The sequence below is a fragment of the Thermoplasmata archaeon genome (assembly GCA_035622275.1).
Taxonomy (GTDB): domain Archaea; phylum Thermoplasmatota; class Thermoplasmata; order Lutacidiplasmatales; family UBA184; genus Lutacidiplasma.
Genome location: DASPVQ010000023.1, coordinates 1 through 26,573, shown reverse-complemented (window position 1 = coordinate 26,573; position 26,573 = coordinate 1). Strand labels below are relative to the sequence as shown.

General features: G+C 71.4%; 28 protein-coding genes. 13 read left to right on the top strand and 15 right to left on the bottom strand.

The window, feature by feature from the left end; translation table 11 throughout:
• Nucleotides 1-39: 39 nt before the first annotated feature.
• Entirely contained in the window at nt 40-1,119 is a 1,080-nt protein-coding gene (locus tag VEL82_07040) for an FUSC family protein (GenBank protein ID HXW67610.1), read from the bottom strand.
• Nucleotides 1,120-1,322: 203 nt separating this feature from the next.
• Between VEL82_07040 and VEL82_07035 the strand changes: the two genes are divergently transcribed.
• The gene (locus VEL82_07035; GenBank protein ID HXW67609.1) at nt 1,323-1,805 is read left to right on the top strand and encodes a DNA starvation/stationary phase protection protein; all 483 of its coding nucleotides are present in this window, start codon (nt 1,323-1,325) and stop codon (nt 1,803-1,805) included.
• Nucleotides 1,806-1,817: 12 nt separating this feature from the next.
• Here VEL82_07035 and VEL82_07030 read toward each other — a convergent pair whose 3' ends face one another.
• Nucleotides 1,818-3,074 (bottom strand): hypothetical protein, encoded by a 1,257-nt coding sequence (locus tag VEL82_07030; protein ID HXW67608.1) that lies wholly within the window; start codon nt 3,072-3,074, stop codon nt 1,818-1,820.
• A 159-nt stretch (nt 3,075-3,233) separates the two neighbouring features.
• Between VEL82_07030 and VEL82_07025 the strand changes: the two genes are divergently transcribed.
• Nucleotides 3,234-3,713 (top strand): hypothetical protein, encoded by a 480-nt coding sequence (locus VEL82_07025; protein HXW67607.1) that lies wholly within the window; start codon nt 3,234-3,236, stop codon nt 3,711-3,713.
• Between the two features lie 21 nt (nt 3,714-3,734).
• On the opposite strand, the gene VEL82_07020 is transcribed toward VEL82_07025, so the two are convergent.
• A complete protein-coding gene (locus tag VEL82_07020; GenBank protein HXW67606.1) occupies nt 3,735-4,175 on the bottom strand; it encodes a VOC family protein in 441 nt (146 codons plus the stop codon).
• 106 nt (nt 4,176-4,281) lie between these two features.
• Between VEL82_07020 and VEL82_07015 the strand changes: the two genes are divergently transcribed.
• On the top strand, nt 4,282-4,767 hold the full coding sequence (locus tag VEL82_07015; protein ID HXW67605.1) for a VOC family protein: 486 nt from the start codon (nt 4,282-4,284) through the stop codon (nt 4,765-4,767).
• Nucleotides 4,768-4,794: 27 nt separating this feature from the next.
• Here VEL82_07015 and VEL82_07010 read toward each other — a convergent pair whose 3' ends face one another.
• The gene (locus VEL82_07010; protein HXW67604.1) at nt 4,795-5,397 is read right to left on the bottom strand and encodes a hypothetical protein; all 603 of its coding nucleotides are present in this window, start codon (nt 5,395-5,397) and stop codon (nt 4,795-4,797) included.
• Nucleotides 5,398-5,576: 179 nt separating this feature from the next.
• On the opposite strand from VEL82_07010, the gene VEL82_07005 reads away from it, so the two are divergent.
• Nucleotides 5,577-5,843, top strand: coding sequence for a hypothetical protein (locus tag VEL82_07005; GenBank protein ID HXW67603.1), 267 nt, complete (start codon nt 5,577-5,579; stop codon nt 5,841-5,843).
• A 57-nt stretch (nt 5,844-5,900) separates the two neighbouring features.
• On the opposite strand, the gene VEL82_07000 is transcribed toward VEL82_07005, so the two are convergent.
• From VEL82_07000 to VEL82_06985, 4 genes are all read right to left on the bottom strand, one after another.
• On the bottom strand, nt 5,901-6,329 hold the full coding sequence (locus tag VEL82_07000; GenBank protein ID HXW67602.1) for a hypothetical protein: 429 nt from the start codon (nt 6,327-6,329) through the stop codon (nt 5,901-5,903).
• Nucleotides 6,326-6,646 carry a winged helix-turn-helix domain-containing protein gene (locus tag VEL82_06995; GenBank protein ID HXW67601.1) on the bottom strand — a complete coding sequence of 107 codons (321 nt, stop codon included), beginning with the start codon at nt 6,644-6,646 and terminating at the stop codon, nt 6,326-6,328. The genes VEL82_07000 and VEL82_06995 overlap by 4 nt, the downstream gene beginning before the upstream one ends.
• Nucleotides 6,647-6,893: 247 nt before the next feature.
• The gene (locus VEL82_06990) at nt 6,894-7,289 is read right to left on the bottom strand and encodes a DUF6114 domain-containing protein (GenBank protein HXW67600.1); all 396 of its coding nucleotides are present in this window, start codon (nt 7,287-7,289) and stop codon (nt 6,894-6,896) included.
• 108 nt (nt 7,290-7,397) lie between these two features.
• Nucleotides 7,398-9,386 carry an adenylate/guanylate cyclase domain-containing protein gene (locus VEL82_06985; protein HXW67599.1) on the bottom strand — a complete coding sequence of 663 codons (1,989 nt, stop codon included), beginning with the start codon at nt 9,384-9,386 and terminating at the stop codon, nt 7,398-7,400.
• A 91-nt stretch (nt 9,387-9,477) separates the two neighbouring features.
• Here VEL82_06985 and VEL82_06980 point away from each other — a divergent pair, with 91 nt between their 5' ends.
• Nucleotides 9,478-9,867 (top strand): VOC family protein, encoded by a 390-nt coding sequence (locus VEL82_06980; GenBank protein HXW67598.1) that lies wholly within the window; start codon nt 9,478-9,480, stop codon nt 9,865-9,867.
• Between the two features lie 101 nt (nt 9,868-9,968).
• Nucleotides 9,969-10,718, top strand: a complete 750-nt coding sequence (locus tag VEL82_06975; GenBank protein HXW67597.1) for an aldolase/citrate lyase family protein — start codon at nt 9,969-9,971, stop codon at nt 10,716-10,718.
• A gap of 96 nt (nt 10,719-10,814) precedes the next feature.
• On the opposite strand, the gene VEL82_06970 is transcribed toward VEL82_06975, so the two are convergent.
• Nucleotides 10,815-13,835, bottom strand: coding sequence for a thermopsin family protease (locus tag VEL82_06970; protein ID HXW67596.1), 3,021 nt, complete (start codon nt 13,833-13,835; stop codon nt 10,815-10,817).
• Between the two features lie 222 nt (nt 13,836-14,057).
• Here VEL82_06970 and VEL82_06965 point away from each other — a divergent pair, with 222 nt between their 5' ends.
• Entirely contained in the window at nt 14,058-14,609 is a 552-nt protein-coding gene (locus tag VEL82_06965; protein HXW67595.1) for a VOC family protein, read from the top strand.
• Between the two features lie 30 nt (nt 14,610-14,639).
• Complete coding sequence (locus VEL82_06960; protein HXW67594.1) at nt 14,640-15,179, top strand: hypothetical protein; 540 nt, start codon at nt 14,640-14,642, stop codon at nt 15,177-15,179.
• A 14-nt stretch (nt 15,180-15,193) separates the two neighbouring features.
• On the opposite strand, the gene VEL82_06955 is transcribed toward VEL82_06960, so the two are convergent.
• The 4 genes from VEL82_06955 to VEL82_06940 all read right to left on the bottom strand — a co-directional run bounded on the left by VEL82_06955 (nt 15,194) and on the right by VEL82_06940 (nt 18,082).
• A complete protein-coding gene (locus VEL82_06955; GenBank protein HXW67593.1) occupies nt 15,194-15,628 on the bottom strand; it encodes a hypothetical protein in 435 nt (144 codons plus the stop codon).
• Between the two features lie 204 nt (nt 15,629-15,832).
• On the bottom strand, nt 15,833-16,411 hold the full coding sequence (locus VEL82_06950) for a hypothetical protein (protein ID HXW67592.1): 579 nt from the start codon (nt 16,409-16,411) through the stop codon (nt 15,833-15,835).
• Entirely contained in the window at nt 16,408-16,974 is a 567-nt protein-coding gene (locus tag VEL82_06945) for a hypothetical protein (GenBank protein HXW67591.1), read from the bottom strand. Before VEL82_06945 ends, VEL82_06950 begins: the two co-directional genes overlap by 4 nt.
• A gap of 61 nt (nt 16,975-17,035) precedes the next feature.
• Nucleotides 17,036-18,082, bottom strand: coding sequence for a glycosyltransferase family A protein (locus tag VEL82_06940; protein HXW67590.1), 1,047 nt, complete (start codon nt 18,080-18,082; stop codon nt 17,036-17,038).
• Between the two features lie 301 nt (nt 18,083-18,383).
• Here VEL82_06940 and VEL82_06935 point away from each other — a divergent pair, with 301 nt between their 5' ends.
• The 5 genes from VEL82_06935 to VEL82_06915 all read left to right on the top strand — a co-directional run bounded on the left by VEL82_06935 (nt 18,384) and on the right by VEL82_06915 (nt 25,163).
• Complete coding sequence (locus VEL82_06935; protein ID HXW67589.1) at nt 18,384-19,613, top strand: glycosyltransferase; 1,230 nt, start codon at nt 18,384-18,386, stop codon at nt 19,611-19,613.
• Nucleotides 19,614-19,801: 188 nt separating this feature from the next.
• A complete protein-coding gene (locus tag VEL82_06930; GenBank protein HXW67588.1) occupies nt 19,802-22,243 on the top strand; it encodes a DUF2079 domain-containing protein in 2,442 nt (813 codons plus the stop codon).
• Between the two features lie 88 nt (nt 22,244-22,331).
• Nucleotides 22,332-23,450 (top strand): glycosyltransferase, encoded by a 1,119-nt coding sequence (locus VEL82_06925; GenBank protein ID HXW67587.1) that lies wholly within the window; start codon nt 22,332-22,334, stop codon nt 23,448-23,450.
• A gap of 92 nt (nt 23,451-23,542) precedes the next feature.
• The gene (locus VEL82_06920) at nt 23,543-23,824 is read left to right on the top strand and encodes a hypothetical protein (protein ID HXW67586.1); all 282 of its coding nucleotides are present in this window, start codon (nt 23,543-23,545) and stop codon (nt 23,822-23,824) included.
• A 244-nt stretch (nt 23,825-24,068) separates the two neighbouring features.
• Nucleotides 24,069-25,163 (top strand): hypothetical protein, encoded by a 1,095-nt coding sequence (locus VEL82_06915; protein ID HXW67585.1) that lies wholly within the window; start codon nt 24,069-24,071, stop codon nt 25,161-25,163.
• Between the two features lie 27 nt (nt 25,164-25,190).
• On the opposite strand, the gene VEL82_06910 is transcribed toward VEL82_06915, so the two are convergent.
• Complete coding sequence (locus tag VEL82_06910) at nt 25,191-25,622, bottom strand: hypothetical protein (GenBank protein ID HXW67584.1); 432 nt, start codon at nt 25,620-25,622, stop codon at nt 25,191-25,193.
• 223 nt (nt 25,623-25,845) lie between these two features.
• Nucleotides 25,846-26,573, bottom strand: a 728-nt coding sequence (locus VEL82_06905) for a hypothetical protein (protein ID HXW67583.1), incomplete at its 5' end; no start/stop codon positions are given.

Sequence of the window (26,573 nt, the reverse complement as noted above, 5' to 3'; positions counted from 1 at the left end):
CGGGGCACTTAACGCTACGCGCAGCCGGGACCGTCCGCGCTAGCGGGTCGCTTCCCCGGCACCGGATCGGGCGCCCGCGCGTCGGCCGAGACGCAGGTACGTCCAGAGCAGCAGGGAGGCGAGCAGCGCGAGACCGCCACCGATCACGGTGTCGACCACCCGGGTCACCGCGAGCGCGGGCCCCCCGGAATAGACGAGGTTCAGCAGGACGATCACGACCGGAGTGATCCAGAAAGCGAAGAACGTGTAGTTCACGCTCCGACCTCCGTAGGCGAAGACGGTCGCGACCGCGAGAACGCCCAGCAACGCCGCCGGGTCGACGATCGTCTCCGTGACGACGAACGCGAGACCCGCGCCCGCGATCGTGCCCGCGATGCGGGCAACGGCGTAGGCAAGGGTGGAGCGCAGGTCGAGCCGCAGGGCGACGATCACGGTCAGCATGATCCACGGGTCCCGTTCCAAATGGAGGCCCAACCCGATCACGAGGCCCGCGGCGACGGTCGCGCCCACCAGCAGCGCGTGCCGGACGACCTCCCGCCACAGAAGCGGTGCGGTCGTCGCGGGCCGGGGGAATCGCGCCCAGCGGGCGGCCTCGTATCGCCGGCCGAGCGGTGCCAGCAGGACGAGGCCCGCGACGCCCCACAGCCCGCCGGCGAGCAAGAATCCGCCGCGGTACGGGACCACGGCGAGACCGCTGACCGGAAGACCGATGGCGACCACGAACATCACCGCGGCCGTCAGTCCGACGAGGTCCCAGCGGGGATCCCGCAGCAGGAGGAGCGCGACCAGCACCCCGGCCCCGGCGAGCGGCACTTGGAGGACGGTCGGCAGGAGCACGAGGGCGGCGCCAGCCCCGAAGGCGAGCGCGTTCGTGACTGCGGCGACGGCCAGACGGTGGATCGGCGTCGCCGCGGGGGGTGGGGACATCACGAGGACGACGTTCAGCGTCCCGAGGGTGGCGACGACGCCGGCCAATCCCCAGCCGAAAGCGATCCCGATCGCGAAGGGGACCAGCACGAGCACGGCCGTGCGCAGCCCTCCGAGCAGGTCGAATCGGCCGAGCTCGACCCGGGCCAGCTGCCGGAGGAAACCGGCTGACTCCGCAGCGAGCTCGCTCACGTCCGTCCGGCCCGGCCAAGCTCCGGGGGGATTTCCCGAGGCAGGTGCGCCCGATGCGCGGCACCGCGAGCCGGCAGCGGCGTCGGTCGATCGGAGCCGGCCGAACCTCAGGGGTTATCGCGCCGTTAGCCTTGCCGCGAGAGGAGCAACACCCCATGGCGAAGACCGCATCTCCGACGCTGAGAGAGGGCCACGCCGCCGCGATGGCGGTCCCGACTGACCTCGACCGGGCCGGGGTGGAGGAGATCGCACGGTCTCTCCGCGCGCTGCTCGCGGACGTCTTCGCGCTCTACGTGAAGACGAAGAACTTCCACTGGCACCTCACCGGACGTCACTTCCGCGACTACCATCTGCTGCTGGACGAGCAGGGCGACCAGATCTTCGCGATGGCCGACCCGATCGCGGAGCGGGCCCGCAAGATCGGAACTCCGACGATCCACTCGATCGGCGAGATCGCCCGCCACCAGCGCCTCAAGGACGACGATCGCGAGGCCGTGCCGCCGGCCGCGATGATCGCGGCGCTGTGCGACGACAATCGGGCGTTCACGCGTTCGCTGCGATCCACCCACGAGATCTGCGAGCGCGTGGGCGACGTGGCGACGGCGAGCCTGATCGAGGCCTGGATCGACGAGACCGAGCGGCGGACCTGGTTCCTGAGCGAGATCGCCCGCGACCCGGCCGCCTAGGCGGGCGCACCCTCAGCCGGCCGCCGGCGTGGGCCCGGGCCGGCACGTCGAGCAGAGGCCGTCGTACCCCGAGAGCAGCGAGATCGACAGGCAGAGCCGGCACACCGGACGATAGCACTTCGCGCACTCTGCCCAGGACCGGAAGTCCGAGAGGCCGCGATCGCACACGGCGCAGGAGCGCAGCGTGTCGGGGCTCCGAAACGGCGGCGCGGGACGCTCGCCCGGGGATCGTCGCTCGCTTTCGCGGCGGTGCGGCGGGATCGGATTGATCGCCTCGAGGTAGATGGCGTGCCGCACGGGGGCCGCGGCAGCCGAGGCCTCGGCCGTCGCGGAGGGGCGTGTCGACCCGGGTCGTGGGCCGGGGATCGACGGCGGGCCTCCGGGCGATCGTGCGGGAGCGGGCGAAAGGCGTCTTGGCCCCGCGGCCCCGATCATCGGTGGGGTCCGAAGCGCGAGGGCACACGAGGGCCCGGGCCCCGTCATCGAGGGGATCGCCGGTGCGATCGCGCCCGCTGCTCCGCCCTCCGGTCGCGGCGGCCCCGGTGGGAAAAGCTCATCGAGCTCTCGGTCCGAGAATGGCTCGGTCCGGCCCCCACGGGCGCTGCGGGCTCGACCGCCGCTGTGACCGCGCACGGCGCCGGAGCGGTGGGGATCGGATGGGAACCGGTCCAGGGCCCAGGGGCTTGCGACCGGGAGCGGGCGAAGCACGGCCCCCGGAACGTAGACGATGTCCTGCTCCGTGGAGGGGAACGGGACGAACGCGCCGGGCGCATGGGGCACGTATGCCGTCTCGGGCACCGGCCCGATGAGGGGGGAGCCGAGCGTCTTGGACCACGGTGTCGGGGCGTCCCACTGCTGCCAGATCCGGGGGCCGCCTTCCGCGGCCCCCTGGACGGTCGCCTGCCCGATCCCGCTCTGGGGCGTCGTGGGATCCGGACGGCCGACGGTCCCGGCCGCGGCGACGGCGGGAGGCGACGTCCGCGCGCCGGCGGCGAAGATCCGGGGCGGCTCCTGCGGGGCGTCAGCGGCCCGGGCCCTCGAGGCCCAGGCATGGTAGCCCACCCCGGCCGCCAGCGCGGCGACCCCCGCACCGAGCGAGAGCTCGAGATAGTAGCGGTCCTGGGTCCAGAGACCGATGGCAAGCAGGTACGACATCACCACGGCCGCCGCCCCGCTGGCGCTGACGGCGAGACGATGCCCCCGGCGCGCCCGCGGATCGACCGCGTCGGCGGGCGCGATCGCAGGAGTCAGGGACACGTCGGCAGCCACAGAAACGGTGTGAGCGTCGCGGGGACCGGGGGATTAACCTATCGAGCGACGCGAAGCGAACGCGCGGCACGCGCGACCGCGCCTCCGCGGAAGGCCGCCCCATTGTCCGCAGAAGCTTTTCTGGGAGGTCGCCCTCCGGGCATGCCGAGGTCGACGGCGATGGCAACGATTCCCGTGCGCTACGAGTTCCGACAGTCGTTCCGGGTGCCGGCGAGAACGGCGTACGCGTGGCTCACGGACTACCGGCCGTCCGACGGGAAGCTGTTCGGCCAGCGGATGCGACGTGCCATCCGACCGCTGGCCCCCGGCACGCTCCTGCTCTCCGACACGACCTGGGCGAACGGCCGTCCCCTCACGATCCGACGGTTGGTCCAGCTCGACCCGGATCGGCTGGCCTGGACCAATACGCACGTGAACGGGCCGTACCGGTACTCGCAACACCTCTACCGGATCGTCCCCGACGGCCCGCGGCGGTGCCATCTCGAGTTCCGCGCGTTCCGGCTGGAGCGGATCCGGGGCCGGGCGTCCCCGCGCACGATTGCCGAGCGCGTCCGGGCGAATCGGACGGCCGACGCGAGCGTCTGGCGCACGCGCTTCGCCCCGGCGCTCGAGAGCTCCGTCCGCCGGCGGCGCGCGTAAGGCCTGCGTCCCGGCCTTCGGTCACGCCGCGGCGTCTGCGATCGCGCGGCGCTCCGCGCGAGTGGGGCGCCGCCCGATCGTGATCCAGATCCCGTCGGGGTCGCGGACGCTCGCCATCCAGCCACTCGTCGTCGTCGTCGTGAAGCGCGTCGGTCGGCCACCGTGTCGCAGCAGCCTCCGCACGATCCGGTCGATCTCCGCGCGAGGCCGCACCCCGACCGTGAAGTCGATGTGGTCGAGGGCCTCCCCGGTCGTGTACCGGGAGTAGAACATCGAGGTGGGCGGATACCAGTTGAGCTCGAGGTAGCGGCCCGAGCGAGGGTCTCGCAGCAGCACCCAGAGGCCGCCTCCCCACCCTCGCGTGTCCCCCCGCCGGACCACGCGCAGACCGAGCCCCTTCGTGTAGAAGCGCAGCGAGCGCCCGAGATGGGTCACGCGAAGGCCGGGCTGTTGGAGGCGCATGCGCACCGAACCCGATCGGCGTACTTAGGTGCCATCGCCCGCGCGGCACCGAGCCACGACCCGTAGCGGTTTATGCGCCGTGCCCTGTCCCCGGGACGATGTGACCATGCCGTCCCGAACGATCGTGCATTTCGAGATTCCGGCGACCGACACCGAGCGACTCAGCCGATTCTACACCGAGGTCTTCGGCTGGAAGTTCACGAAGGCCCCGGTGCCCGAGATGGACTACTGGCTGATCTCGACCGGCCCCCAGGGCGAGAGCGTCGGGGGCGGCATGTACCGGAAGATGGGGGCGGACGACCGGCCGCGGAACTTCGTCGCCGTCGAGAAGATCGATGACGCGATCCGGACCTTCCAGGTCGCTGGCGGACGCCAGGTCGTTCCGAAGATGCAGGTCCCCGGCATGGGCTGGAGCTTCATCGGCGCGGACCCCGAGGGGAACCTGATCGCGCTCTGGGAGCCCCTCACCCCGATGCCGGAGCGCCGCCCGGCAACGCGGCGCACGGGCCCGGCGCGCCGCGCGCGTCCGCGCCGTGCCACCGGCTCCCGCCCAGGGCCCAAGGCGGCGAACGCCCGCCGTCGGCGACGGTAGCGCGCCGGCGACGGCCCGCCGTCCGGGTCAGCGGAAGACGAGGTTGAGGTAGCCGGACCAGGCCGAGCCGGGCAGGCTGATGCTCGCGTACAGCGTACCGTTTCCTCCACCGGGAAGCGTGAGCGGGACGCCGACGTTCGACAGTCCGAAGCCGGAGGTATTCGTCGTGACGCCCGTGATCGTGCAGTTCGTGGCGTTGAAGTTCGGCAGCGGGAACGCAAAGGAGTCGGTCACGCCCGGCGAGTCGTTGAACCCGTAGTAGCCGATCGAGTTCGCGTTGTAGCCGCAGACGTTGTCGGGCGCCCAGACGTTGATCCCCGTGACGGAGACGACCGGGGCCAGGCTCTCGTAGATCACGAACCCGACGATCGCCACCACGATCACGACCACCACCACTACCACGATCCAGCGACGCGAGCGGCGGGAGGCGCGGGGGGGTCTCCCGTAGGGAGCGTACGGGGGTGGGGCGGCCGGCGGAGGCGGCGACGCGAGCGCGCTGGGCAGCGGGGCCGAATTGGCGGCCGTCGGCACGGCCTTGCCGCAGAACGCGCAGAAGGCGGCATCGGCGGGGAGCGGCGCGCCGCACCCCGTGCAGGTCGCAGCGGACAGGCCCGACCGAAACCCCAGCACCTTTTGGACGTTGCGGCCGAGGGCGGGACGGCCCGCTCTCGGAGCGCTCCCGTGTGCGACCGAGCCGCTGTCCCGACACGGGATACTGTCGATCCCGGGGGCTTTCGGGAGAGATTCCGGCGCGTTCTCGGAAAACGGGCTTGGGTCCCCCCCCCTCTCCGGGATACCGGAGGTGAACCATGCGCGCACGCAAGGCCCTCGCGCTCGGGGTGGTCGGAGCGACCGCTGCCGTCGTGATCGCGGTCGTCCTCGTCGGCCTGCTCGGCTCGCCCGCGGCCGCGGCGACGACGTCCGACGTGCGGGACGCAACGTCCCACACGTCGAACAACACGACCGGGCTACCCCCGCCGGGTAACGGTCCGATCGGCCCCCCGTTCGGCCCGCCACCCGGCGGCTCCGGCAACTGCACGAACATGACGGCGCCGTCGAACGAGTCCTCGGCCTGAGCGTCCGAGGCCGGTTCGCGCTGGGCCCCGGCTAACCCCTTCCCTTCGCCCCCGAGGTCACTCGAGGCTCAGCCCGAGGAACACCGTGAGGGCGATGGCCTCGAAGAGCGAGCTCAGCAGGAGCCAGTTGACCAGCCCGCCGGGACCGAGGCCGAAGGCCCCGAAGACGGCCGGCGAGCTCGCGAGGATCTGCACCAGCAGCGTCACCAGCACGAGCACGAGGCCGAAGGCGAAGCGCGCGCGCGTTTCGAGGAACGTGCGAAGGTAGACGAAGATCAGCGCGGCGAGCAGTGCGAGATCGAGCCCCGACAGCACGATCGCGGCCAAGGCGGCGGGATCGGCGATCGGTCGCGGCCCCGGCCCGCCCGGCCCGTGGGGCGCCGGTGTGGCCAGCGCGAGGAGCAGGCCCAGTCCGAGCCCGATCGCGACGACCCCGACCACCCACAGGACGCTCGAGCGGCGCGGGGTGAGCCGGGGCCCGCTCATCGGACCCCGCGGCGGCCGGGACGATGGCGCGCGACGATCGCCTCGAACTCGGTCCACCGCGCCTCCAGCTCGGGCGCGATCGAGTAGACCTGGCCGTAGTGGTCGCCGGTCGAGTCGATCAGGTGGTTCTGCCGGAGCACGCGCAGGTGGTGTCGGACGGTGGTGTAGTCGACGCCCAGCTCGTTCGCGAGCTGCTGCGCGTTCTTCGGCTCCCGACGGATCGCCATCAACACCCTCGCCCGCGTCGTGGCGCCCGCGCTGCTCGCGAGCAACCACCACAGCACGCGCGCGTAGCTGTCCACGTCGGACGTGGCCATCGACCCCCGCGCTTTAGGCTTCGCCGACGCGCGGAGGGCGCCGGAGCGTTCGGGGGTCGCGCGCACCATGGTCTCGGCGGGCCGGCGGCCGGAACTCGCACCGATCGCCGACCCCCGCGCCGTCGGAGGCGCGCGGTGCCTCATAGGCGTCTTCCGAGATTCTTCCCAGATCGGCCCCGTCGGACCCCTCGGTCCGACCCAGTCCGGCGGGCGGAGTCGAAGCCCCGCCCCGGCGGTGCGAAACGCGTCAGCCGGTAGGAGGCGGTGGCATCGGCGCGGGCGGCTGCGCCTGGCCCATGTAGACCGGCGGCGCCATCGGGGGCTTCCAGACGATGGCCAGGATGCCGCCGACGAGCGCCAGGATGAAGCCGATGAAGAAGCCGCCGAGCGCGAAGGGGATGCTCACGATCGCGAACACGATCGCGAGCACGCCCCAGATCACGTGGCCCCCAGGGTTGACGAGCATCATGATGCCCAGGATCAGCGTGATGAGGCCGACGATGAGCCCGACGAAGAGCAGGCTGGCGAAGACGCCGATGAACGACAGGAAGAACGCACCGATCGCGGCGAGGGCCGCTCCGGCGATGAGGATGAAGATTGCTCCGACGATTGTCAGGACTCCGGCTGCAACGGGACGCGCCACGGATGCAGGGTAGACACCGGGGGAGAAAAAGCCGATTGTCGGCGCGCCCCCGGCCCTCGGACCGCCGCGCGGCTTCGGCGCGCGTTCCGGCCTCCGGAGCCGGTCGCGTCAGTGGCTACGCCCGCTCGAGGTGACTTGGGACGCCGCCCGCTCCTGGAGGAACTTGATCATGCGCGGGTGGCGGCGCACGTCCTTGAACAGCGGTGAGTGCATCAGCTCGACCACGGGCTCGGTCCCTTCCCGCCGACTCCATTCCATCGCGTCGAGGAAGCCGTCGATGTCCCCGAGGGCGTACCGGACGAATCCGGCGGCCCAGACCGTGACCTCCCGGACGTCGGGCCGCTCCTCGAGGGCCCGGATCGCGCGCTGGGCCTGCGCCGCATCGCCCCGCTTCGCCGCGAGGATGCCGCCCCACATCACGTTCCAGATGCTCGAGGGCCGCAGGCGCTCCATCTCGTGCAGCGTCCGTTCCGCCCGGTCGAGCTGGTCGTGCACGACGTAGTACTCGGTGCGGTGGGCGTTGATCCGGAACGGGACCAGCGGCTCGAACCGGTCCCAGTGCGCGACCGCCTCGCGCTCGCGGCCCGAATAGAAGTACAGCCGCCCGAGGAACACGATCACGTTGACGTCAAGCGGGTCGATCTCGAGCGCCGTCTCCAAGAGGCGGACCGCCTCGTCGAGCTCGCCGCGACCCGCCGCGATCTGGGCGAGCCAGCGGTACGGCTCCGAGAGGCTCGGATTCAGGGTCATGGCGCGGCGGGCCTCGCGCTCGGATCCGGCGAAATCCTCGGTCGTCAGGAGGATCGACGACATCACCGAGTGGGCTTCCGCGATCTGGTCGTCGAGCTCGAGCGCCCGGGTGGTCTCGCGCTGCGCCGTCGCGATCGCCTCGCTCCACGCCTCCGCGCCCTCGCCGCCGAGGTAGAGCGCCGCCTCGCCGATGCCCACGTGCGCGCGGGCGAAATGGGGGTCCCGGGCGACCGCCTGTTCGAAGTAGGCCCGGCTCTGGCGGATCGACTCTTCGGATCGCCGCTCGGTCATGAGCTTCCGGCCGTGCAAGAACAGCGCGTAGGCCTCCATGTCGCGGGTGTCGGGAGCGCCCCGGCGGAACTCGATCTTCGGCGCCCCGACCCGCTGCGCCACGTGCCGCGAGACGGAGGCGGCGACCTGGCCCGCGATGTCGTCCTGGATCGCGAAGATGTCGCCGAGCGGTCGATCGTAGCGCGACGACCAGAGCTGGTCCTCCGAACGCGGATCGACCAGGGTCACCGTGATGCGCAGGCGGTCGCCGGATTTGCGGACGCTGCCCTCGAGAGCGAGGCGCACGCCGAGGTCCTGCGCCACCTCCCGCAGCGACTTCGTCGATCCCTTGTAGCGCAGCACGCTCGTCCGCGGGATGACGCGCACGCTCGGGATCTTGGCCGTCTGCGTGATCAGCTCGTCCGTAAGGCCGTCCGCGAGGTACCCGTCGCGCTCGTCCGGGCTCATGCTCGCGAACGGCAGCACGACGAGCCGGACGTTCTCCGCCACCTCGGGGTCCGTCGCGCGGCGCGCCGCCGTCCCGACCGAGAGCACCACGCGGTAGACGTCGACCGGCTGGTCGACGTGTCGCAGGGGTTGGGGGCCGAGCTTCTCGAGCGGCAGGGGGACCTTGTTGCGGACCTGGTCGACGACCGGGCCGGTGACGCAGATCCCGCCCGGCTCGGCCAGGGGCTCGATGCGCGAGGCGATGTTCACGGCGTCCCCGAGGATATCGTCGCCCTCGCCGATCACATCGCCGAGATGGATGCCGACCCGCATCTCGAGCGGGGGATCCCCGGTCGTCTCTGCGTTGCGGTGCGCGAGCGCCCCCTGGAGCGCGACCGCGCAGCGGACCGACTCCACCGCGCTGGGGAACTCCACCAGGAGCCCGTCGCCCATCGACTTCACCTCACGGCCGCCGTGGGCGGCGATGATCGGGTGGACGAGCGCCTGATGCTCGGCGCGCAGGCGCAGTGCGAGCTCCTCGTCGTGCTGCGCGAGACGGGTGAACCCGACGAGGTCCGTGAACATGATCGCGGCGAGGCGCCGCGGGCCCGCGGACACGTCGTAGGTCACGGGCGTGCGCTCAGTTAAGGGCTGCGCGGGCCGAGATCCTTCCGGCGGTCGGCCGCCGCAATCTTAACGCGCCGGCGCCCGGTGCCCCGCCATGGACGCGGTGATCTCCGGCCTCCACGCGGTGACCGTACACATTCGAGACCCCGAGCGGGCGCGGCCGTTCTACCGGGACGTGCTGGGGCTCCCGGAGATGCTCGTCGATGCGAAGGCCGGCCGCCTCGTGTTCGGCATTCCGGGGACGACCACGCTACTCACGATGCACGTCCAGGGCCCGAGCGAGGGCGGTCGGGAGCCGGGCACCGTCTCGGGCGTCGTGTTCCGCTCGCCGGATCCCGCGGCCACCTGCCGGGAGATCGCCCGGCGGGGTGGAACCGTCACGATGGAGCCGCAATCGTTCGACTCGGTGGTCGGCAGCTTCGTGCGAGCGGCGTTCGCCGACCCGGACGGCAACGAGTTCCTCATCTCGAACCGGACCGACTGAACGGGCGTCACCCGGACCGCGAGCGCTCGCGCCGCCGCCCAGGCACTAGGTTAGAAGCCACGCAGGGCATCGCCGGAGCCCGACGGCGGTGGGCTCGAGCGATGCCGAACTCCTGGAAGGAGCGTCTCGCCGCGTCGGGCCACCCGTCGTTCGGCACCTGGATCTCGTCCTCCTCGGTCGTGGTCGTCGATGCGCTGCGCGGGCTCGGCTTCGATTGGTTCGTGATCGACACCGAGCACGCCCAACTGAACCCCGAGACGCTCGCCGCGATGGTCGCGCTCCTGCGGGAACCGGGCCCGAGCCCGCTCGTGCGGGTCGGCAATCTGGACCCGTACTGGATCAAGCAGGCACTGGACGCGGGGGCGCGCGGGATCCTCGTGCCGCTCGTAGGTACGGTCGAGCAGGCCCGCCGCGCCGTCGAGTACGCGAAGTACCCACCGGACGGCTCCCGAGGTGCCGCCGCGGCCGCTGCCTCCCGCTACGGGCAGGAGCTGGGCGCCTACCTGCGCCGCGCGAACGCCGAGACGCTCGTCGGCGTCCAGATCGAGACGCGCGAGGGGCTCGAGAATGTCGAGGAGATCGCGCGCGTCCCGGGCCTCGACCTCCTCTTCGTCGGACCTCAGGACCTGACCCTCAGTCTCGGGCTGCTCGACGAGCGAACCCACCCCCGGGTGCGAGAAGCGATGGCCCGGGTGGTGGCGGCCTGCCGCAGCGCGGGCAAGGTTCCCGGCACGCTCGTGGTCTCCTCCGAGGAGCGTCGGGCGGCGATCGAGCTCGGCTTCCGCTTCATCTCGCTGGCGGCCGACCTCCGTTTCCTCCTCCAGGGCGCCAGCGAGTTCCTTCGCGGCTGACCTCGCCCTGGGCCGTCGCGGCGCGGGCGTGGCCGCCGCACCCACCGGGGCGGCCTCGCGAACTCGCGCGGCGGCGGCCGCGCGCCGCTCGCCCCGCTAGCGCCGCTCGTCCCCGCGCCGCGCCAGCATCGGGTACGAGGTGGTGCTCGGCACGGGCGGGAACGGCCCGGTGCCCCCGGATCGCTCGAACGACAGCGAGATCACCGACGCGCCGCTCGCGAACGCGGTGCCGAAGAACGGCATCGCGTGCCAGCCGTAGGCCATCGCGAACCACCCGTAGAGCCCGTACGGCTCGGGGACGGCGAGCGTGCTCTGGGTCGAGGCGTAGCGCGTACCGTTGATCGTGACGAACCATTCGGTCCCGAGCGACAGTCCGGTCTCCCGGAAGATCAGCGTGGGCCCGTACGGCGCGTCGTCGCCCCCCGCCGTGATGCCGTTCTCGTAGGCGCCGACGATCGGCGGCGGCGTTCCGCACGGCGCGCCGGGCGCCTCGATGGAGCCGCAACCGAGCGGGAAGATCTCCGACCACATGCTGTAGTAGAACCGCGACACGTACGGGCGGGTCGAATAGTTGTTCGGGCTCGTCCCGTAGTTCCAGTAGTAGTTGCCGCCCTGCGTCGTCACCGCGGGACCCAGGACGTTGCCCGCGAGCCGATAGCCGTCGACCGTGTGGACCGCGACCGACGACGACTGCAGCGGGACGTTCCACGTGCTCCCGACGACGTTCGCGGCCACGTTGAAGTACCAGCCGTTGTCGTTCGCGTTGTCGGTGCAGGCGCCGAGCGACTGCGGCAGGCAATCGGCGACGTTCGGCCAGTTGTACGGAAGGTAGACGACCGGGTTGTCCACGCTGAAGTTGTTGTTGTAGATCAGGTCGCCCGACTCGCCCAGTCCGATCCCGGCGAACCCCCCCGCCGTGCTGGGAGTGGTGCCCGGGGCGTCCGTGAACGTGTTGCCCCACACGACGTTGTCCGATCCTCCGTACAGCACGAGCCCATCCGGCGGCGTGCCGAAGGAGTTCGTGCCCACGAAGTCGTTCCCGTCGATCAGATCGCTCGAGGAGTTCCACACGAACACCTCCGCCTGGGGCGCGGGGTTCTGCGAGGCCGGCACGTCGTAGTAGAACGCGATCTCGCTCCAGGCGGGCCAGCCCTCGAGGTTGGGGTCGTTCAGGAGGGTGACGTGGGACGTGTCGAAGAACTCGAGACCGAGGTAGAAGTCGAAGCCGTCCGAGGACCCGACGCAGAAGGAGGGCATCGAGTCTAGCGTGCCATAGGCGCTGGTGGCGTCCAGGAGCACGCCCGGGAACGATGGGTAGAGGTAGTCGTTGGCGCTGAAGAAGAACGCGCTCAGGTTGTCGGTGGCGATCCCGTCGGCGCCGGTCGTCGGATTGTTGAACAGCTGGAACTGGTCGTGGAGCGAACCGGTCCCCGAGAACGAGATGCCGGAGAGCTGGCCGTTGCCGAACGCCCAGAGCGGAGTGTACACACCGAGAGCCGGATCGTACGGCAATGTCGCCGACAGGGTCGTCGGCGTCGTGCCCACGTGCAGCGTCCCGGTCCGGATCGCGTAGTCCGCGAGCATGACCTCGTAGCGGTAGGTGCCGGGGGCCAGGAACCAGGCACTCGTGTCCGGCGCCCACTGGTAGCCCTGGTACGCGTCGGCGTGGTTTTCGAGGAACACGAAGACGTACGGTTGGCTGGCGAGCGGACCCTCGGGATCGCCCGAGACCTGGACCGCGTTCGTCACCTTGGTGTTCCCCGGGACGACGCCGGGAGCCCCGGTGAAGTTCCACAGTCCGTGCAGGATCAGCGGCCCAGCCGACAGGTAAGCCGTCGTGCCGACGTAGTTGACGGCGACCCCGATCGCCTCCTCGCCGGTCTGGCTCCCGTAGTTGACCGCCGCCGGCACGTTGGCGTAGGCGAAGTGCGTCGGAGAGCAATCCGGCTTCGCGACGCAGTACTCGAGCTTCATCGTCGCATTGGCCGCGAAGATCAGCTGGTTCGCCCCGTCGTCCGCGCCGATGAGCGCGTCGAACTCGTACCCATCGTTGACGACGTGGTAGCTGACCGCGCTCGCTTCGAAGTCCGGTGGCCGGAGCGTGAGGTGCGGACCGCCGGCCGGCTGGGAATCGAACACGAGGTAGTCGTAGTTGCCGTTCCCGATGAACGCGCTCGGGGTCCGCACGCTGTAGTTGTACCAGAGAACCTGGTCGTCCGCCGCGTCCACGGAGGTGTTGGTGTAGACGGTCACCGTGAACGGCGTCGGGACGTGGTAGGTCTGGGAGAAGGCGACCCAGGTGCCGGTGTAGTTGCCGCCGTTGGGCGACCAGTCCACCAGAGAGGAGTTGAGCATCTCGGACGTGTAGCTCGTGAAGTTCCAGGTGTCGTCGACGAACGAGAGCGACTGGCTGTTCGAATCGTAGGAGACGACGTTCTGCACCCAGAAGGCGTAGTTCCCGCTGCCGTTCGCGGCGCAGGGCTCGCTGGGGCATTGTTGACCGAGGAGGGTCACGTTCGGTAGCACGACGTTCTCCTGGGCCCCCCAGACCGTCGGGGTCCCGCTACCCGGATAGAAGTTGGAAGTCGGGGAGTTGACCGTGAGTACGCCGGCCACGCTGTTCGATTCGAGCGTCACGTCCCGGACGCCCGAGGTGTCGGTCTGCCCGTCGTACGCCACGCCGGTCGGCGCGGTCTGCGAGGTCGTGGGCTGCCCGCGCTCGCACTCCTGGGTCAGCTCGCTCCCAGGTGTCACCACGCCGTTCACGTCCTGGTCCGCGAACGCTCCGGCGTAGGGAAGGGGCAGATCGGCGGCCGGGACCCCGGCGGCGCGCGCCCCCAGCGCGGGCGAGTGGACGCGGTGCACGAACGCCGCGTAGCCGGGATCGTTGTCGATGCTCGTCAGCGAAGCGCAGAAGGACGGCGGATCACCCGCGGGGCTTGTCTCGCCAGGGCTCCGGCTCGCGGGCGCCCCGCCGGAGGCGGGCACCGCCTCGCCGCCTGCGGGAGGGGATGCCGTGTGGCTCGAGGTCCCGACCGCCACGACCCCGACCACCGTCAAGGTGCTGATCAGGAACAGTGCCGTCACCACGAACGCCGACAGCGCGCGTCGCCGCATGCTCGGCTCGGACCCCCGAGCCCTACTTCACGCTGGCGAATTCAGGGGGACCGCCCCGGGCTCCTCCCCTCGAGACGGCGCCTCAGAACGCGTGCGGCGCGCGGTATCCGGACGAGTTCCACCGTCCCCGGGCACCGGCGCCGGGGCGGACGGAGGCTCGTCCGAGGCGCCCGCCCCGCGGCGGCTTATGTACGCGCGCTCGATGCTCGCCCGGCAGCTTCCATGACGCCCACCTCCCGTTCGCGCGCGCGCCGACGCACTCCGAAGCCCGCGAAGACGCGGATCCCCCGCGGATTCCACACGGTCACTCCGTCGCTTGCCGTCGTGAACGGCATCGCCGCGCTCGAGTTCTACCGCCGAGCGTTCGGCGCCAAGGAGCTGTTCCGGCAGACGACCCCGGGCGGCAAGCTGATCCACGGGCGCCTGCGGATCGGCGATTCGATCGTGATGCTCTCGGACGTCTTCGAGGGTTCGGAGCGGGCGGCCCCGTCGACGGTCGGAACCACGACCGTGATCCTGCACATCTACTCGACGAACGTGGAGGCCCTCTGGAACCGGGCCGTGGCGGCCGGCGCGAAGGTCACGATGCCGCTCGAGGACCAGTACTGGGGCGAGCGCTACGGGCACCTGGTCGACCCGTTCGGCCACCGCTGGTCGCTCTCGATGCCGGTGCGGATCCGGCCGTCGGTCCGAGACGCCAAGCGACGCGAAGCGCTCGCCGCTTTCTCGGCGGGCGAGCACCCGTCTCGCGTACCGCCGGACACCGACATCTAGGTCGCCGGACCGGCGGGGGACTCGGAGCCGATGCCGGCGCCCGTCCGCCGCGGGATCTCCCGTTTCATCGTCATGGCGATCCTCCAGGCCGCCCGCGCCGAGCGGCTCGGTCTTCCCCGTGACTCGGCCTACTCCTGGGGCCTCAACCGGGCGATCTTCTACGCGGCCGCCAAGCAGGGCTTCCGGCACGGCGGCGCGAGCGCGCCGGGAGAACCGAGCGTCGGGGGCGCCGAGCGCGAGCACCCGGAACGCGCGCCGTACTCGCTCGGCGACGACCTCGCCTTTCGCGACACGCGGACGGCCAAGCTGTACTTCACGATCGGAGAGGAGACCCAGACTGAGAAGGAGTTCGAGCGCCAGATCATCGCCCGGTTCGGCGAACGATCGCATTTCACCCGGGCCTGGTCGGAGGCGCGGTCGATCATCGGTCAGTCCGACGAGTCGACGCTGCGCTCGGGACCGGGGTTCTACGAGCGCGTCTACAAGCCGCGGCGCGACGCGCTGCGCGAGGCCTGGACCGGGATGAGCGGCACCGGACCCGTCGCGCCGGCACGCCGGGCCGGTCGGTAGCCCCCGGAGGCGCCCTACCCCACGCTGAGCGTGATCGCGAGCGGCCCGGAGAACGCGCTCGCGGGAGCGCGGACGGTCACGTTCACGTACTGGATCGGCTGCTCGGTGATCGAGGAGCTGACGAGAGAGAACGGGGCGCTCACCGAGACGCCGTCGAACCGGTAGCAGATCAGATCGCAGGACAGGCTCAGGGCGACCGCCGAGGAGCCGTGGGTCGAGAACCCCGGCTCGGTCGTCAGGAGCTCGGTGTCGGCGTACCAGCTCACCGAGCTGACCTCGACGCTGGCCGTGCGTCCGTCGATCGCGCCCACGTCCGCCGCGATCAACACGACCAGCACGACCACCGCCACGCCCACGGCGAGCGCGACGCGGGGCACGCGGAGGCGGGGCAGTCGCCCCAGCCCCAGCTGGTCGTAGCCGCCGTAGAACGTCGCAACGGAATCGTGCATCGGGACCCGCTACTCGTAGTTCCCGGCGGCGCCGTCGGCTCGCCTACCCGCTGGCGCTCGCCCCCGAGTGCGGGGGAACTGGCTGGCCGGACGCATCCCGCCTATGTACGATAGGGTGCGCTCGGCTACTTGAGGCCGCTCTCCGTAACTCCGCCCCGTACTTCGTAGTCGCCACTGGTCCGTCGCCGGCGCAACGTCGCCGCGCTATCCGCGCCGGACCAGGGCGGCCACGTCGGGACGGGCGAGTTCCTCCCGCACGTGGGCGACCCGCTCCGCGAGGAGGGCGTCGGTGCCGAAGCGACGGGCGATCCGCTCCACCGCGTCGAGCCGATCGGGGGGCACGCCGTCGATCACGTTCGTCACAATCTTCTCCGCGTACGACCGCCAGCGCTTGGTCAAGAGTCGGGTATACCAGACGACCTCGGGCGTGCCGTAGGCGATCCCATCGGCCGGCGCGGACCCGTCGTGCTGCAGGTAGTCGAAGAACTCGGCCGGGGCCCGGCGGCCGGCGAAGATCGCCGAGTTGATCACATCCAGCGGAACGCCGCCGAGGTCGAGGAGGCGAAAGCGGCAGAGGTTGCCGTCGTCCCAGTCGAACGCGAGGCGGGACTCGGCGCGCAGCCGTCCGACCGTCGTCGCGTAGTCGCGCGTCGCGACCATCACGTCGACGTCGCGCGTGACCGTGGCCGCACGACGTGCGATCGCCTGACCCCCCACCACGACGTACGGGATGCCCAGGCGTCGGAGGATCGTGTCGACCGCGGCCACCTCCGGGTCGGTCACGCGGCCTCGCCCAGGCTCGGATTGTTCCGCTCGAGCCAGCGCAGCTCTTCCCGCGGCAGCGGGCGGCCCACCGTCGGCAGGCCGGGGGCGAACTCCTGCAGCCGGACCTTCGTCGCCGCCCGCTCGAGCCCTTCGTTGCGGACGCGGCGGTAGAGCTCGTGGGGATCGATCGTCCGACGGTTCTTCCGGGCGACGACCCGCGCGGCGAGCGGGTCGAACCGCAGGAGGAGGGCGATGAGCTCGACGAGGCCCGGCTCGCGCAGCCCATCGCCGTCCTTGACCGGCAACACGCGAAAGTCGGAGGAGACCTTGTCCGCGATCGCTTCGGGGAGGGCCAGCCAGGGCCGAAAGCGCACCGGGTAGCCGCTCTCGCTCACCCATTCCGGCGTCACCAGGAGTGCCGGAACCCGATGGCGCCGTAGGACGTCGACGTCGGCGGCGGAGCGCACGCGCGCTCGGTACTCGGCCCTCGGGCGGCCCCGCCCCCGGCGTACCGGGACCCGCATCGAAGCGGGCAGGGGGCGCTCGCCGGTCTCGCGGAGCAGGCTCGCCTCGACCTTCATGCCCGCCCATCTAGCTTGTTAATATATATATTAAATTTCGCTCCGGGGCCGTGGGGTCGGCTCACCGGACCGCGCTTTGCCGCTCGTAGGCCGAGCGGGCCAGTCGGGGTGTCAGCACGAAGAGCGCGGCGCCGGCCATGCTGGGAACGTTCTCGCGGACGGCGAACGTGTCGCGGAGCTCGATCCCGTTCAGCAGCGAGCGGAGCGCTTCGACCCGGCCGCCGGACCGGTCGCGGAAGAGTATGGACAGCCGGTCGATCAGGCTGCGGGCCTCGATCTCCCGCAGGAGCGCGGAGCGTCCCGAGCGCGCCACCATCTCTAGGGTCACGCGGTTGACCCGGTCCTGACGGAGGGCGGCCTCCAGCAGGCGGCGGCGTCGGGCGTCGGGATCCGGGCCCGAAGCAAGCGACGCGTTGTCCTCGTGGAGGCGGTAGCGCGCCAGAGGGCGTTCGTCGAGCAGCAGCGAACAGGGAGCGATCAGCGCGGCGAAGAAGAAGAACGTGTCCACGCCCCCGTCCACCCGCGCCAGGTAGGGCGCCGCCCCGAGCGCGATGTCCCGTCGGATCGCGAGCGAGCTGCAGTTGAAGTCGGGGTAGCTGTAGGCGAGCCGCGCAAGACCGAGGGATTTGTCGCGCTCGGCGAGCAGGATCCGGCGGGCACGCCCCGGCCGACGGCCTAGGAACCGGCCGCCGCTCCCGGGGAGTGGCCGGTTGTCGGGGCCGATGTAGCGCACCTGGTGATGGACGAACCCCAGGCGAGGGTCGGCCGCGAACTCCTCTAGGACGACGCGGAGCTTGTCGGGTTCGAAGCGGTCGTCGTCGTCGAGGAGGAAAACGACCCGGCCACGGCTCACCCGCAATCCCTCCAGCACCTTGCGGCTCACGGGGGCCTCGGCGCAGCGGAGTCGGCGCGCGCCCGCCCCATCGAGCCGCGCGTCGACCTCGGGATCGTCGAAGTTCTTCACGACGACCAGCTCGAAGCGCGAGCGATCGATGTCCTGGGCGAGCACGCTGTCGATGGCCTCGCGCAGGTAGGCGCGCCGGTCGTGGGCCGTGACGATCACGGTCGCCGGAAGCGGCGGCCCGCTGGACGTTGTGCTGGACGGCATGGGCTCGCGCCGGGCCGGGCGTCACGCGGCCCGCTCGCCTCTCCGCCCGCTAGTGGGCGCGCCCGTGCCTTAGACCCTTCGACGCCCATCGCGCCCGAGCCGTATTTGAGGTCCACCCGGTCGGACCGGCACGGGCGCCGTCGATAGGTTTTAGGGCCTTGCCCCGCCTTGTTTTGGCGCATGCCGAACGGGGCGCTTCCGTAGCACGAGTCCGAACGGGTCCCCGGGAGATCCGCTCGTCCGCTGTGAGGACGAGTCCCCGGGGGAGATCGCAGGCACTCGGAGGAGGCGAAAGGCCCGCATGGAGTCGGTCACGTTTGTCACGGAACCGCTGGCGCACCCGGACTTCGTCCAGTACCAGGTCGTCGCGCCGCTGCTCGCCCGACTGCGCGGTCGCTGGGACACCGCGCTGGCGGCCCCCTGGATCTCCGACGAGGTCGCGTCCGCCCTTGAACAGAAGGGGATCCGCGCGATCCGGGGGTCGGCGCGATTCCCGCGCTGGCTTCGCCGCACGGGCGGGGAGGTCCCGACGTACATCTGGTCGTGGACCCGCGACTCGGTCTTCGGATGGAACCAGAAGTCGCTCGAGCGGGCGATCGGGCCCGGCGACTCGATCCGCATCAACTTCTCGATGACCTCGGCCTTCGCCTCCGACTGCTGGTTCGTGCAGTCCCGTCCGCTCGGGCCGGGGCTCGAGGCGATGCGCTCCGGCGGGCTCGACGTGCCGATGTGGCTTGCGCTGAACGCGGTCGGGCCGGTCGTCGACCGCATGGACTGGCGGCACCTGGTCAAGATGAGCGCGCTCTCCGACCGGCTCTACACGAGCACCGGCCACGTCGCGCGCTGGTTCGGCCAGCGTGGCGTGCGGGTCGATGGGGTGTTCCCGATCTACTACGCTCCGGAGTTCCAGCCCTCGACCCGCTCGCCCAGCCGCGACTACATCCTCGGCTACCTCGGCAAGGAGACGGACGCGACCGCGATGCGGATGCTGCTCGACACGGGTCTCCCCGTCCGCCTCTTCGGGTCGAAGAGCGCCGGCTGGGTCAGCAGCCTCACGCGCGGCCGCTCCGCGGAGAACGTCCGGGTGATGGGCCATGTCTCCCGGGAGGAGTTGCGCGACCTCTACTCCAACGCCCTCGTAACGGCGTTCCCGTTCACCGAGGAGTCGTTCGGGCTCGTGCCGGTCGAGTCGATGGCCTGCGGCACGCCGGTGCTCACCTACGGCGCGCAGGGACCGGGCGAGTCGGTGCTGCACGAGAAGACGGGCTGGACCGTCGACTCGGCGGCCGAGCTCGTGGATCGTGCGGCCCAGCTATACCGCGACGGCTATCCGCTGAGCGTCTCGCGCGCCTGCCTGGCGCGCGCTCGGGACTTCAGCCTCGACCGTGCCTGGTCGAACTGGGAGAAGTTGCTCACGTCGATCGCGACGAACCGATCGCCGCCGGAGCCGGGCGAAGAGCCGAAGGACGGAACAGCGCCGGCCGAACGGGCTCCCCGCCGCCGCGTCCGGTTCCGGCGGAGGCGCGACTAGGTGACGGCCATCACGCGGCGCGACCGGGGCGAGCGGCTTCTCGATCGCCTTCGAACGGACGGGGCCGACCGGCGCTCGCCTCGACGGTCCGCCGGGAGCCTGAGGTGAGCCCGGTGACCGCCTCGAACGCCGCGTCGGAACGCCCCCCATGGTCGGAGGACGGCCTCGGAACGCCTCGGGCACGGAAGGTGGATCCTTCTCCCGACCGTTCCCCGTCCGCGGACACCGCTGCGGCCCCCGCGAGCCCGGGAACGGCCTCCCGTCGCTCGGGTCGCTGGGCCGCGGTCGGACTCACGGCCGTCGTCGTCGCGGCCGCGGTCGGATACTTCGTCGCCAGCTGGTGGCGGTTCCAGGGTTTCTACGGCACCAACTGGGACCTCGGCATCGGCATGCAGTCGCTCTGGTCGACCTCCCACGGCTACCTGCTCTACGAGGCCGGGGACTTCGAAACGTCGGGCCTCAAATCGTTCCTCTCGCTTCACTCGACGTACGTGGCGATCCCGCTCGCGTACGTCTACGCCCTGGCGCCGGGCCCCGACTTTCTGTTCGCGCTGCAGGCGGGCGCGGTCGCCGTCTCCGCCGTCCCGCTGTACCTGATCGGTCGGCGCGCGGGACTGCCGGGCGGCTGGCTGGTCCCGGCGCTCGCCGTCTACCTGGTCACCTTCACCGTCGCCTCCGCGGTCCTCTACGACTTTCACTGGGAGTCGCTGCTGCCTGCGGAGTTCGCGTGGACCTACTATCTCTGGAGCGAACGGCGATACCTCGCCGCGCTCGTCCCGGCAACACTCGGCGTGCTGACGCTCGAGGTGTTCCCGTTCCTGCTCGTCGGACTGGTCCTCGCCTTCGCCTACGAGCCGTTCCGCCGGTTCGTCGCGGAGCCCGGAGCGTCCCTCCGTGCCGTCGCGTCGCGGTTCCGTGCGTACCTGCGCCGAGCGGCACCCCTCCTTGGCCTCCTTCTCTTCGCGATCGCGAGCTACGTCGCGCTGCGGGTCCTCCAGCACGACCTCATCCCCGGCGTCGTCGGCACCTCGTCCAGCAGCCTCGGGGCCCAGGTCTCGCTCGGGATCCGGCAGCTCTTCGGCATCACCGCGACCTCCGCCACGATCCTCCCGTCGCTGACCTACTGGTTCCTGGTGTTCGCGGCCTTCGGTTTCCTCCCGCTCCTCGCCCGGCAGCGCGCCCTCCTGTTGAGCGTGCCGTGGTTCTACGCGAGCGTCTTCGTCGATCCGAGGTACTCCTCGGCGTTCGGTAACCAGTACGCGTTCGTCGCGCTCGCGTGCGTGTCGATCGCGTTCGTGGAAGCGCTCGCCGCGGTGCACCGCGGCGCGAGCTCCACCGAGGCGACCGCGGTACGGCCGCTCGAGTGGCTCGTGGCGGCGCTCCCGTTCCTCGTCCTTGCCGTGTTCTTCTCGACCGACCTGTTGCGACCGACCCCGACCGGCGAGGATCTCCTCCTGATCGCGGCGGCGGTGCTGGTCGCGGTGCTCCTGCTCGTCGCGATGTCGCGGGATCGCCCCGCCGGATGGTCGCGTGCCGTCTGGCGCCGCAGCTACTCCTTCCGCCTCCCGGAGGAGCACGTTGCCTACCACGAAGCGAGCCGCTTCGAGACGCGCGTGGCGAGCGCGGCGCGGCCCGCGAGGATCCGGGGGCTCACCGGCGCTCGGGCGCGCTCCGGCTCGGTCGTCGCCGCCGTGCTGCTGGTCGTGGTCGTCGCGAACCTCGCCATGTCGCCGTTCAGCCCGGTGAACTTCAACGCGACCGTGTACCCCGGCTACCGCTTTTCCTTCGACAGCAACCCCGCGTACGCGTACATGGACGACGTGCTGTCCGCCCTGCCGCCCAACGCCATCGTGCTCGCCTCCGACAACCTGTTCCCGTTCGTCGCGAACGACGTCAACGCCTACTCGCTGCTCCCCGGTAGTCCGCACGGGCTGCCCTATCTGCCGTTCAGCGCGTCGCACCTGCCGCCGTACGTTCTCCTGAGCACGAGCGAGTGGACCCCGGTCCCGACCTGGCTGAAGAACGTCGCGTTCAACGGCTCGGTCTACGGGATCCGGGCGATGGTCTACGCCCCGGCGTATCCGGACACCGTCTACCTCCTCGAGACCGGCTACGCCGGTCCGGCGCAGGTCTACCAGGCGGTCCCCTTCCCCACGACCCAGATGCTCTGCCCGTCGGCGTTCGCACTCGGCGCCTCGGGCCGGCTGGTCGCGGCGAGCGGGACCGCCTGCGGTTCCGAGATCGAGAGCGACCCCGCGTCGAACCTCTCGGGCAACGGCCACTCGGTGTGGTTCGGGCCGTACGTCTCGCTGCTGCCGGGCCGCTACAACGTGACGATGTCGCTCAGGGGGGGGGTCGCGACCGACAAGTCGGCGAGGGCCGCGATCGTGCTGCTGAACGGCGGCTACTACGGCGACACCGGACCCTGGTACTCGTTCAACCTGAACGCCACCACGCTGTCAACGAGCGCGTGGACCCTCGTGTCGGTGACGATCGACGTGCCGGTGCCGGTCTCGGGCGCCGAGTTCCGGGGGTACATCGAGTACAGCGGCGGCAATACGGCGGCGGACGTGAACGGCTTCGTGGACCTCAACTACGTCGAGCTTGCCTACTCGCCCGCCGCCTCCTAGCCCGGGATTCCCCCACCGTTCGGTAAGGATCGCGCTCGCTCGAGCGCCGACGAGACTTTAGGAGGGGATGCCGAGAGTATCGGCGAGCATGCCGTCGCTCGCGATCGTGAATGCCTCGGACCGTACCGACGGGATCACGCAGTCGGTCGAGCCGTTCGCCGACGCGCTCGCCCACCGCGGGTTCGCGGTCCGCTGGTACCAGTGCCTGGACCACGGGGCCGAGCCGCGCGTGCCGCCGGGGGGCGTGCGGGTGGCCGGCCTCGGCGTCCCGTGGCGGACGCTCGACATGGGCGTCAACCGGCTCTGGACGTTCCCCCGGGCGCTGGCGGACCTGCGGGCGGACTACGTGCTCCTCGCCGACCCGACGCTGACCCGGATCGCTCCGGCCGGCGCGCGCGTCGCCGTTTACGTCCACGACCTGCGGCCCCTCAGCCCGTTCTCCGACCGCTACGCGACCCGGCTCATGTACCGTCACGCGGTGGCCCGGCTGCACGGCGCCTGGCGGCTGCTGGTCTCGACGAGGGTGGTCGCCGAGCAGCTCGCGCGACTCGGGCTCGATCCCGAACGCGTGCGGGTCGTGCCCGAGACCCACGGGTTGGGCCTGCATCCCGAACATCCCGGACGTTCGGCCGCTCGGATCGCGGAGGAAGAGGAGATCCGCGTCCTGTACGTCGGCACCGATCGGCCGTACAAGAACCTCGGCCTCGTGCTCGAGCTCGCGGCCCGGCTCGCCCGCGCCACCCGTCCGCGCTTCTCGTTCACGCTGCTCTCCCGACTGCGGCCCGCGAGCCTTCGACGCATCGCCGCGCAGCGGCTGACCGGTGTTCGCGTGATCTCGGAAGTGGAGTCGGTCGGAGCCGTATACGACGCGCACGACGTCGTTGTCTTTCCTAGTCGCTACGAGGGCTTCGGCCGGCCGCTGATCGAGGCGATGGCCTACGGCCTGCCGATCCTCGCGAGCCGGATCTCCACCACGGAGGAGGTCGCCGGCGATGCTGCCATCCTCCTCGATCCCGACCGGCCCGACGAGTGGCAGCGGGCCCTCCTCGCTCTGGGCGAGCCCGCCTCGCTCGCCACCGCGGCGCAGCGCTCGCTCGCCCGGGGCCCGGCCTATCTGCCGGAGCCGTTCGACCGGGCCGTGGAGCGGGCCTTCGCGGAAACACCGGTCCCCGCCGATGGACCCGGTTCCGCCGCGCCGTTTCGCTAGAGTTTATCGGCCCTTCGAGGCCCGTCGCGAACAGTCCGTATCAACGCTTCGGGGCCTCCTTCCTTCGCCGTCCTAACGGAGGCGTCGAGAACATGAGCGAACAGTCAGAGTCGGGGGAGATTCATCGACCGACGGAACTACCGCGACGGCGAGCAGGATCGATCTGGGGCATCGTCGTCCTGCTCGCGGTCATCGTGGTCGCCGTCGTAGCGTGCTTCGTGGTGCTCAACGCGCTGAGCACCAACACCTACCAGAGCTCGAGCAGCAGCGCCCACAGCTGCCAGCCGCCGGATTCGCCGATGTGTCCCAGCCAGGCGGTTCCGGCCGCCGTCGGCCCCGCGCGAGCGGCGGCCGGCGGTCTGGCCGGCCGTTGAGTCTCTTGGACCTTCTCCCGGACCAGACCGCTCGCCCGGATCGGGCCCGCCCCGCCCCGGTTCGGACGAGCGCCAACCCCTTCCGCCGCCGGCCCCGCCGTGCCCGGAGCGCGGAGGCTCGAGCCGCGATGCAAGCGCGTCACCGCCGCGCTGAGGCCGCCGGCCCGGCCCGCCTCGCGCTGCCCGCGGCGTTGGCCATACTCTTAACCCCCATGCCTTCCTCACCGGCCTCGGGAGGCCGCCGGTGGCGGAGGACTGGGCCGCGCGGGTCGCGCGGCGGATCGCGCCCCTAGCGCTGCGACGCTCGCTCGGACTCCGACGCGGCTCCAGCGTGGTCATCGAGGCCTGGTCGACCGGCCTCCCCATCGCCGAGGCGATCTGGCTCGCCGCCCGCCGGCTCGGCATCCGGCCCACCCTGATCGTCGAGCCGGAGGAGAGTTCGTTCTCGGCCCACCGGCTCACGAGCGCCGGCAACGCGACCGCGATCGGACGGGCCGACTTCGCCGCCGTCTCGGCCGGCGATGCCTATGTCTCGGTGCTGGGACCGAGCGACTTCCGCCGACTCGACGCGCTGCCGCGGGCGGCCCGCCGCGCGCTGGACGAGCGGAGCCGGGAGTGGCTGCGGCGCCTGCACGGCCTGCGGATCCCCAAGCTCGTCTTCTTCGCGCCGAGCGCTCTCGGCGCGGACCGGCGCCCGGCGGCCGTCGAGCTCGGGGTCTGGCGCCGGGAGTGGGAGCGGGCCTCGCGCGTCCCGCCCGCTGTGCTCCGCCGGGCGGCCCGCCCGTGGATCCGGGCGCTCCGCAACGCGCGCCGGCTCTCGATCCGGCATCGCAACGGCACGCGGCTCGACCTCGGGCTCGACGGCGCGACCCCGGTCCTCCAGGACGGCGTCGTCGACGCTCGGGACCTCGCGGGCGGATGGATGTGGACCGCGCTTCCCTCCGGTCTCCTCACGGTCGCGGTCGACGGTCGTAGAGGGGACGGGACGTTCGTCTCCAACCGCCCCGCGCGGCTCCGGGCCGGTTCGGTGGAGGCGATCCGCTGGACGTTCCGGTCGGGCCGCCTGGTGCGGCACCGGGCCGGCCGTGGCGCCGCCCTCTTCGAGGAGCGCTTCCGGCGGGCGGGGCGGGAGCGCACCCGGCCGGCCCTGATCTCGATCGGACTCAACCCGGCGATCCACGATCTACCGCTGATGGAAGACCAGGAGCGGGACGTCCTGACCCTTTACCTCGGCCACAACGACGATTTCGGGGGGCGCACGCGGGGGACGTTCCGGATGCACGCTTCCCTGCTCGGGGCCCAGATCGAGGTCGACGGGACGCCCCTCGTCCGGGCCTGAGACCCCACCTCGCTCGCTGTCCTCCGTTCAGTGCACCGCGCGTGCGATCCGCTGCGGATCCGCGCCCTGCGCCGCCACGGCGTAGACATCGTGGCACTCGTCGGCGATGCGGTTCCAGAGCGAGGCGAGCTCGTCCGGGCGCGGCGCTTCGCCGCGCATCTGGCAGGCCCGCAGATACCCCTGGAGACGCCGCAGCGCTCGGCCGAGCGAGTGCCGGCGCACGATTGCCCGCTGGTGGAGCGTCCAGTCGGCGGCGTCCGGCCACGGCGCGGTCCTCGCCGGGGGCGCGGCCGTCAGCGCGCCCGGCGCGGACGCCGGGACGAGCTCTCGCTCCCGCGGAGCGAGCGCAGCGCTCGGCGCGGTGGCCGCATCGGTGCCGGCGATGCCGGGGTCCGTGCCCGGGAGGCGGCTCGGCCCGCTCGAGCTCGACCCGTCGGTGGCCACTCGTCCCGTGAACACCCGGGGTCGCCCCGACCCGGCGGCGGTTGCGTGGTCGCCGCGCGACGGATCGCCGGTCCCCGTCCGGGACACGGGGACCTCGGCGCGGCGACCACGGGGGACGACGGGGCGTCCCCGCCGCGCGGACGGGGGCGAAGCCCCTCGCGCGGCCGGTGCGTGGAGCGACGTGGACTCGCCTCTCGTGGCCGTCACGATGCCCTCCTGCGCGGGACCGAGCGTGCCACTAGGTCGGCAGGATGCCGTTGCCCTGGATCAGGTAGAAGACCTGGTCGAGGCCGGCCGAGGCCGACACCTGCTGCGTGCCGAGGCTCGAGATGTCGATCCACGGTGCGGTGACCCAACCGCCGACCTCCTCGTACTGGTAGGTGTACAGCCCGAGGGCGCGACCGATCTGCGAGATCTCGGCGTAGAGGACCGCGAGCTGCGCGCCGTTGCTGGTGTGCAACGCGACGTTGTAGGCGTCGTTGAGCGCGAGGTACGCGGTCCCCTGGCAGTCCTGCGGGATCCCCGGGTTGTTCTGCGAGTAGTTCGCCCACAGCCAGTACTGCGACGCGAGGTAGGACGGGCAGCCGTTGGCGCCGCTCTGCGTGTAGAGGATCGCCTGCTCCTCGACCGCGTCCGCGAACGTGTAGGTGGAATTGGGCTTCCACAGGGGGTTGATGTAGTCCGACGGCGCGGGGTAGTCGGGCGACCAGCCGAGCGTGTAGACGGGTAGCGGGCTCTCGCCCGGGGCGCTGTACAGCGACCCGAGCACGAGCGTCAGGAACGTCACGTCCACGAGCACCGGGTTGATCGCCCCATCGGTGACCCTCAGGATCGAGGCGACCCACAGCCCGTTCTGGATGTCGCCCTGCGGGAAGCCGGTCTCGCCGAACAGCGGGATCGTGCACGGGTGGCTGGTCGTGCAGTCGCTGGCGATCTCCGCGTCGTAGTACGGGCTCCCGGGGGTCG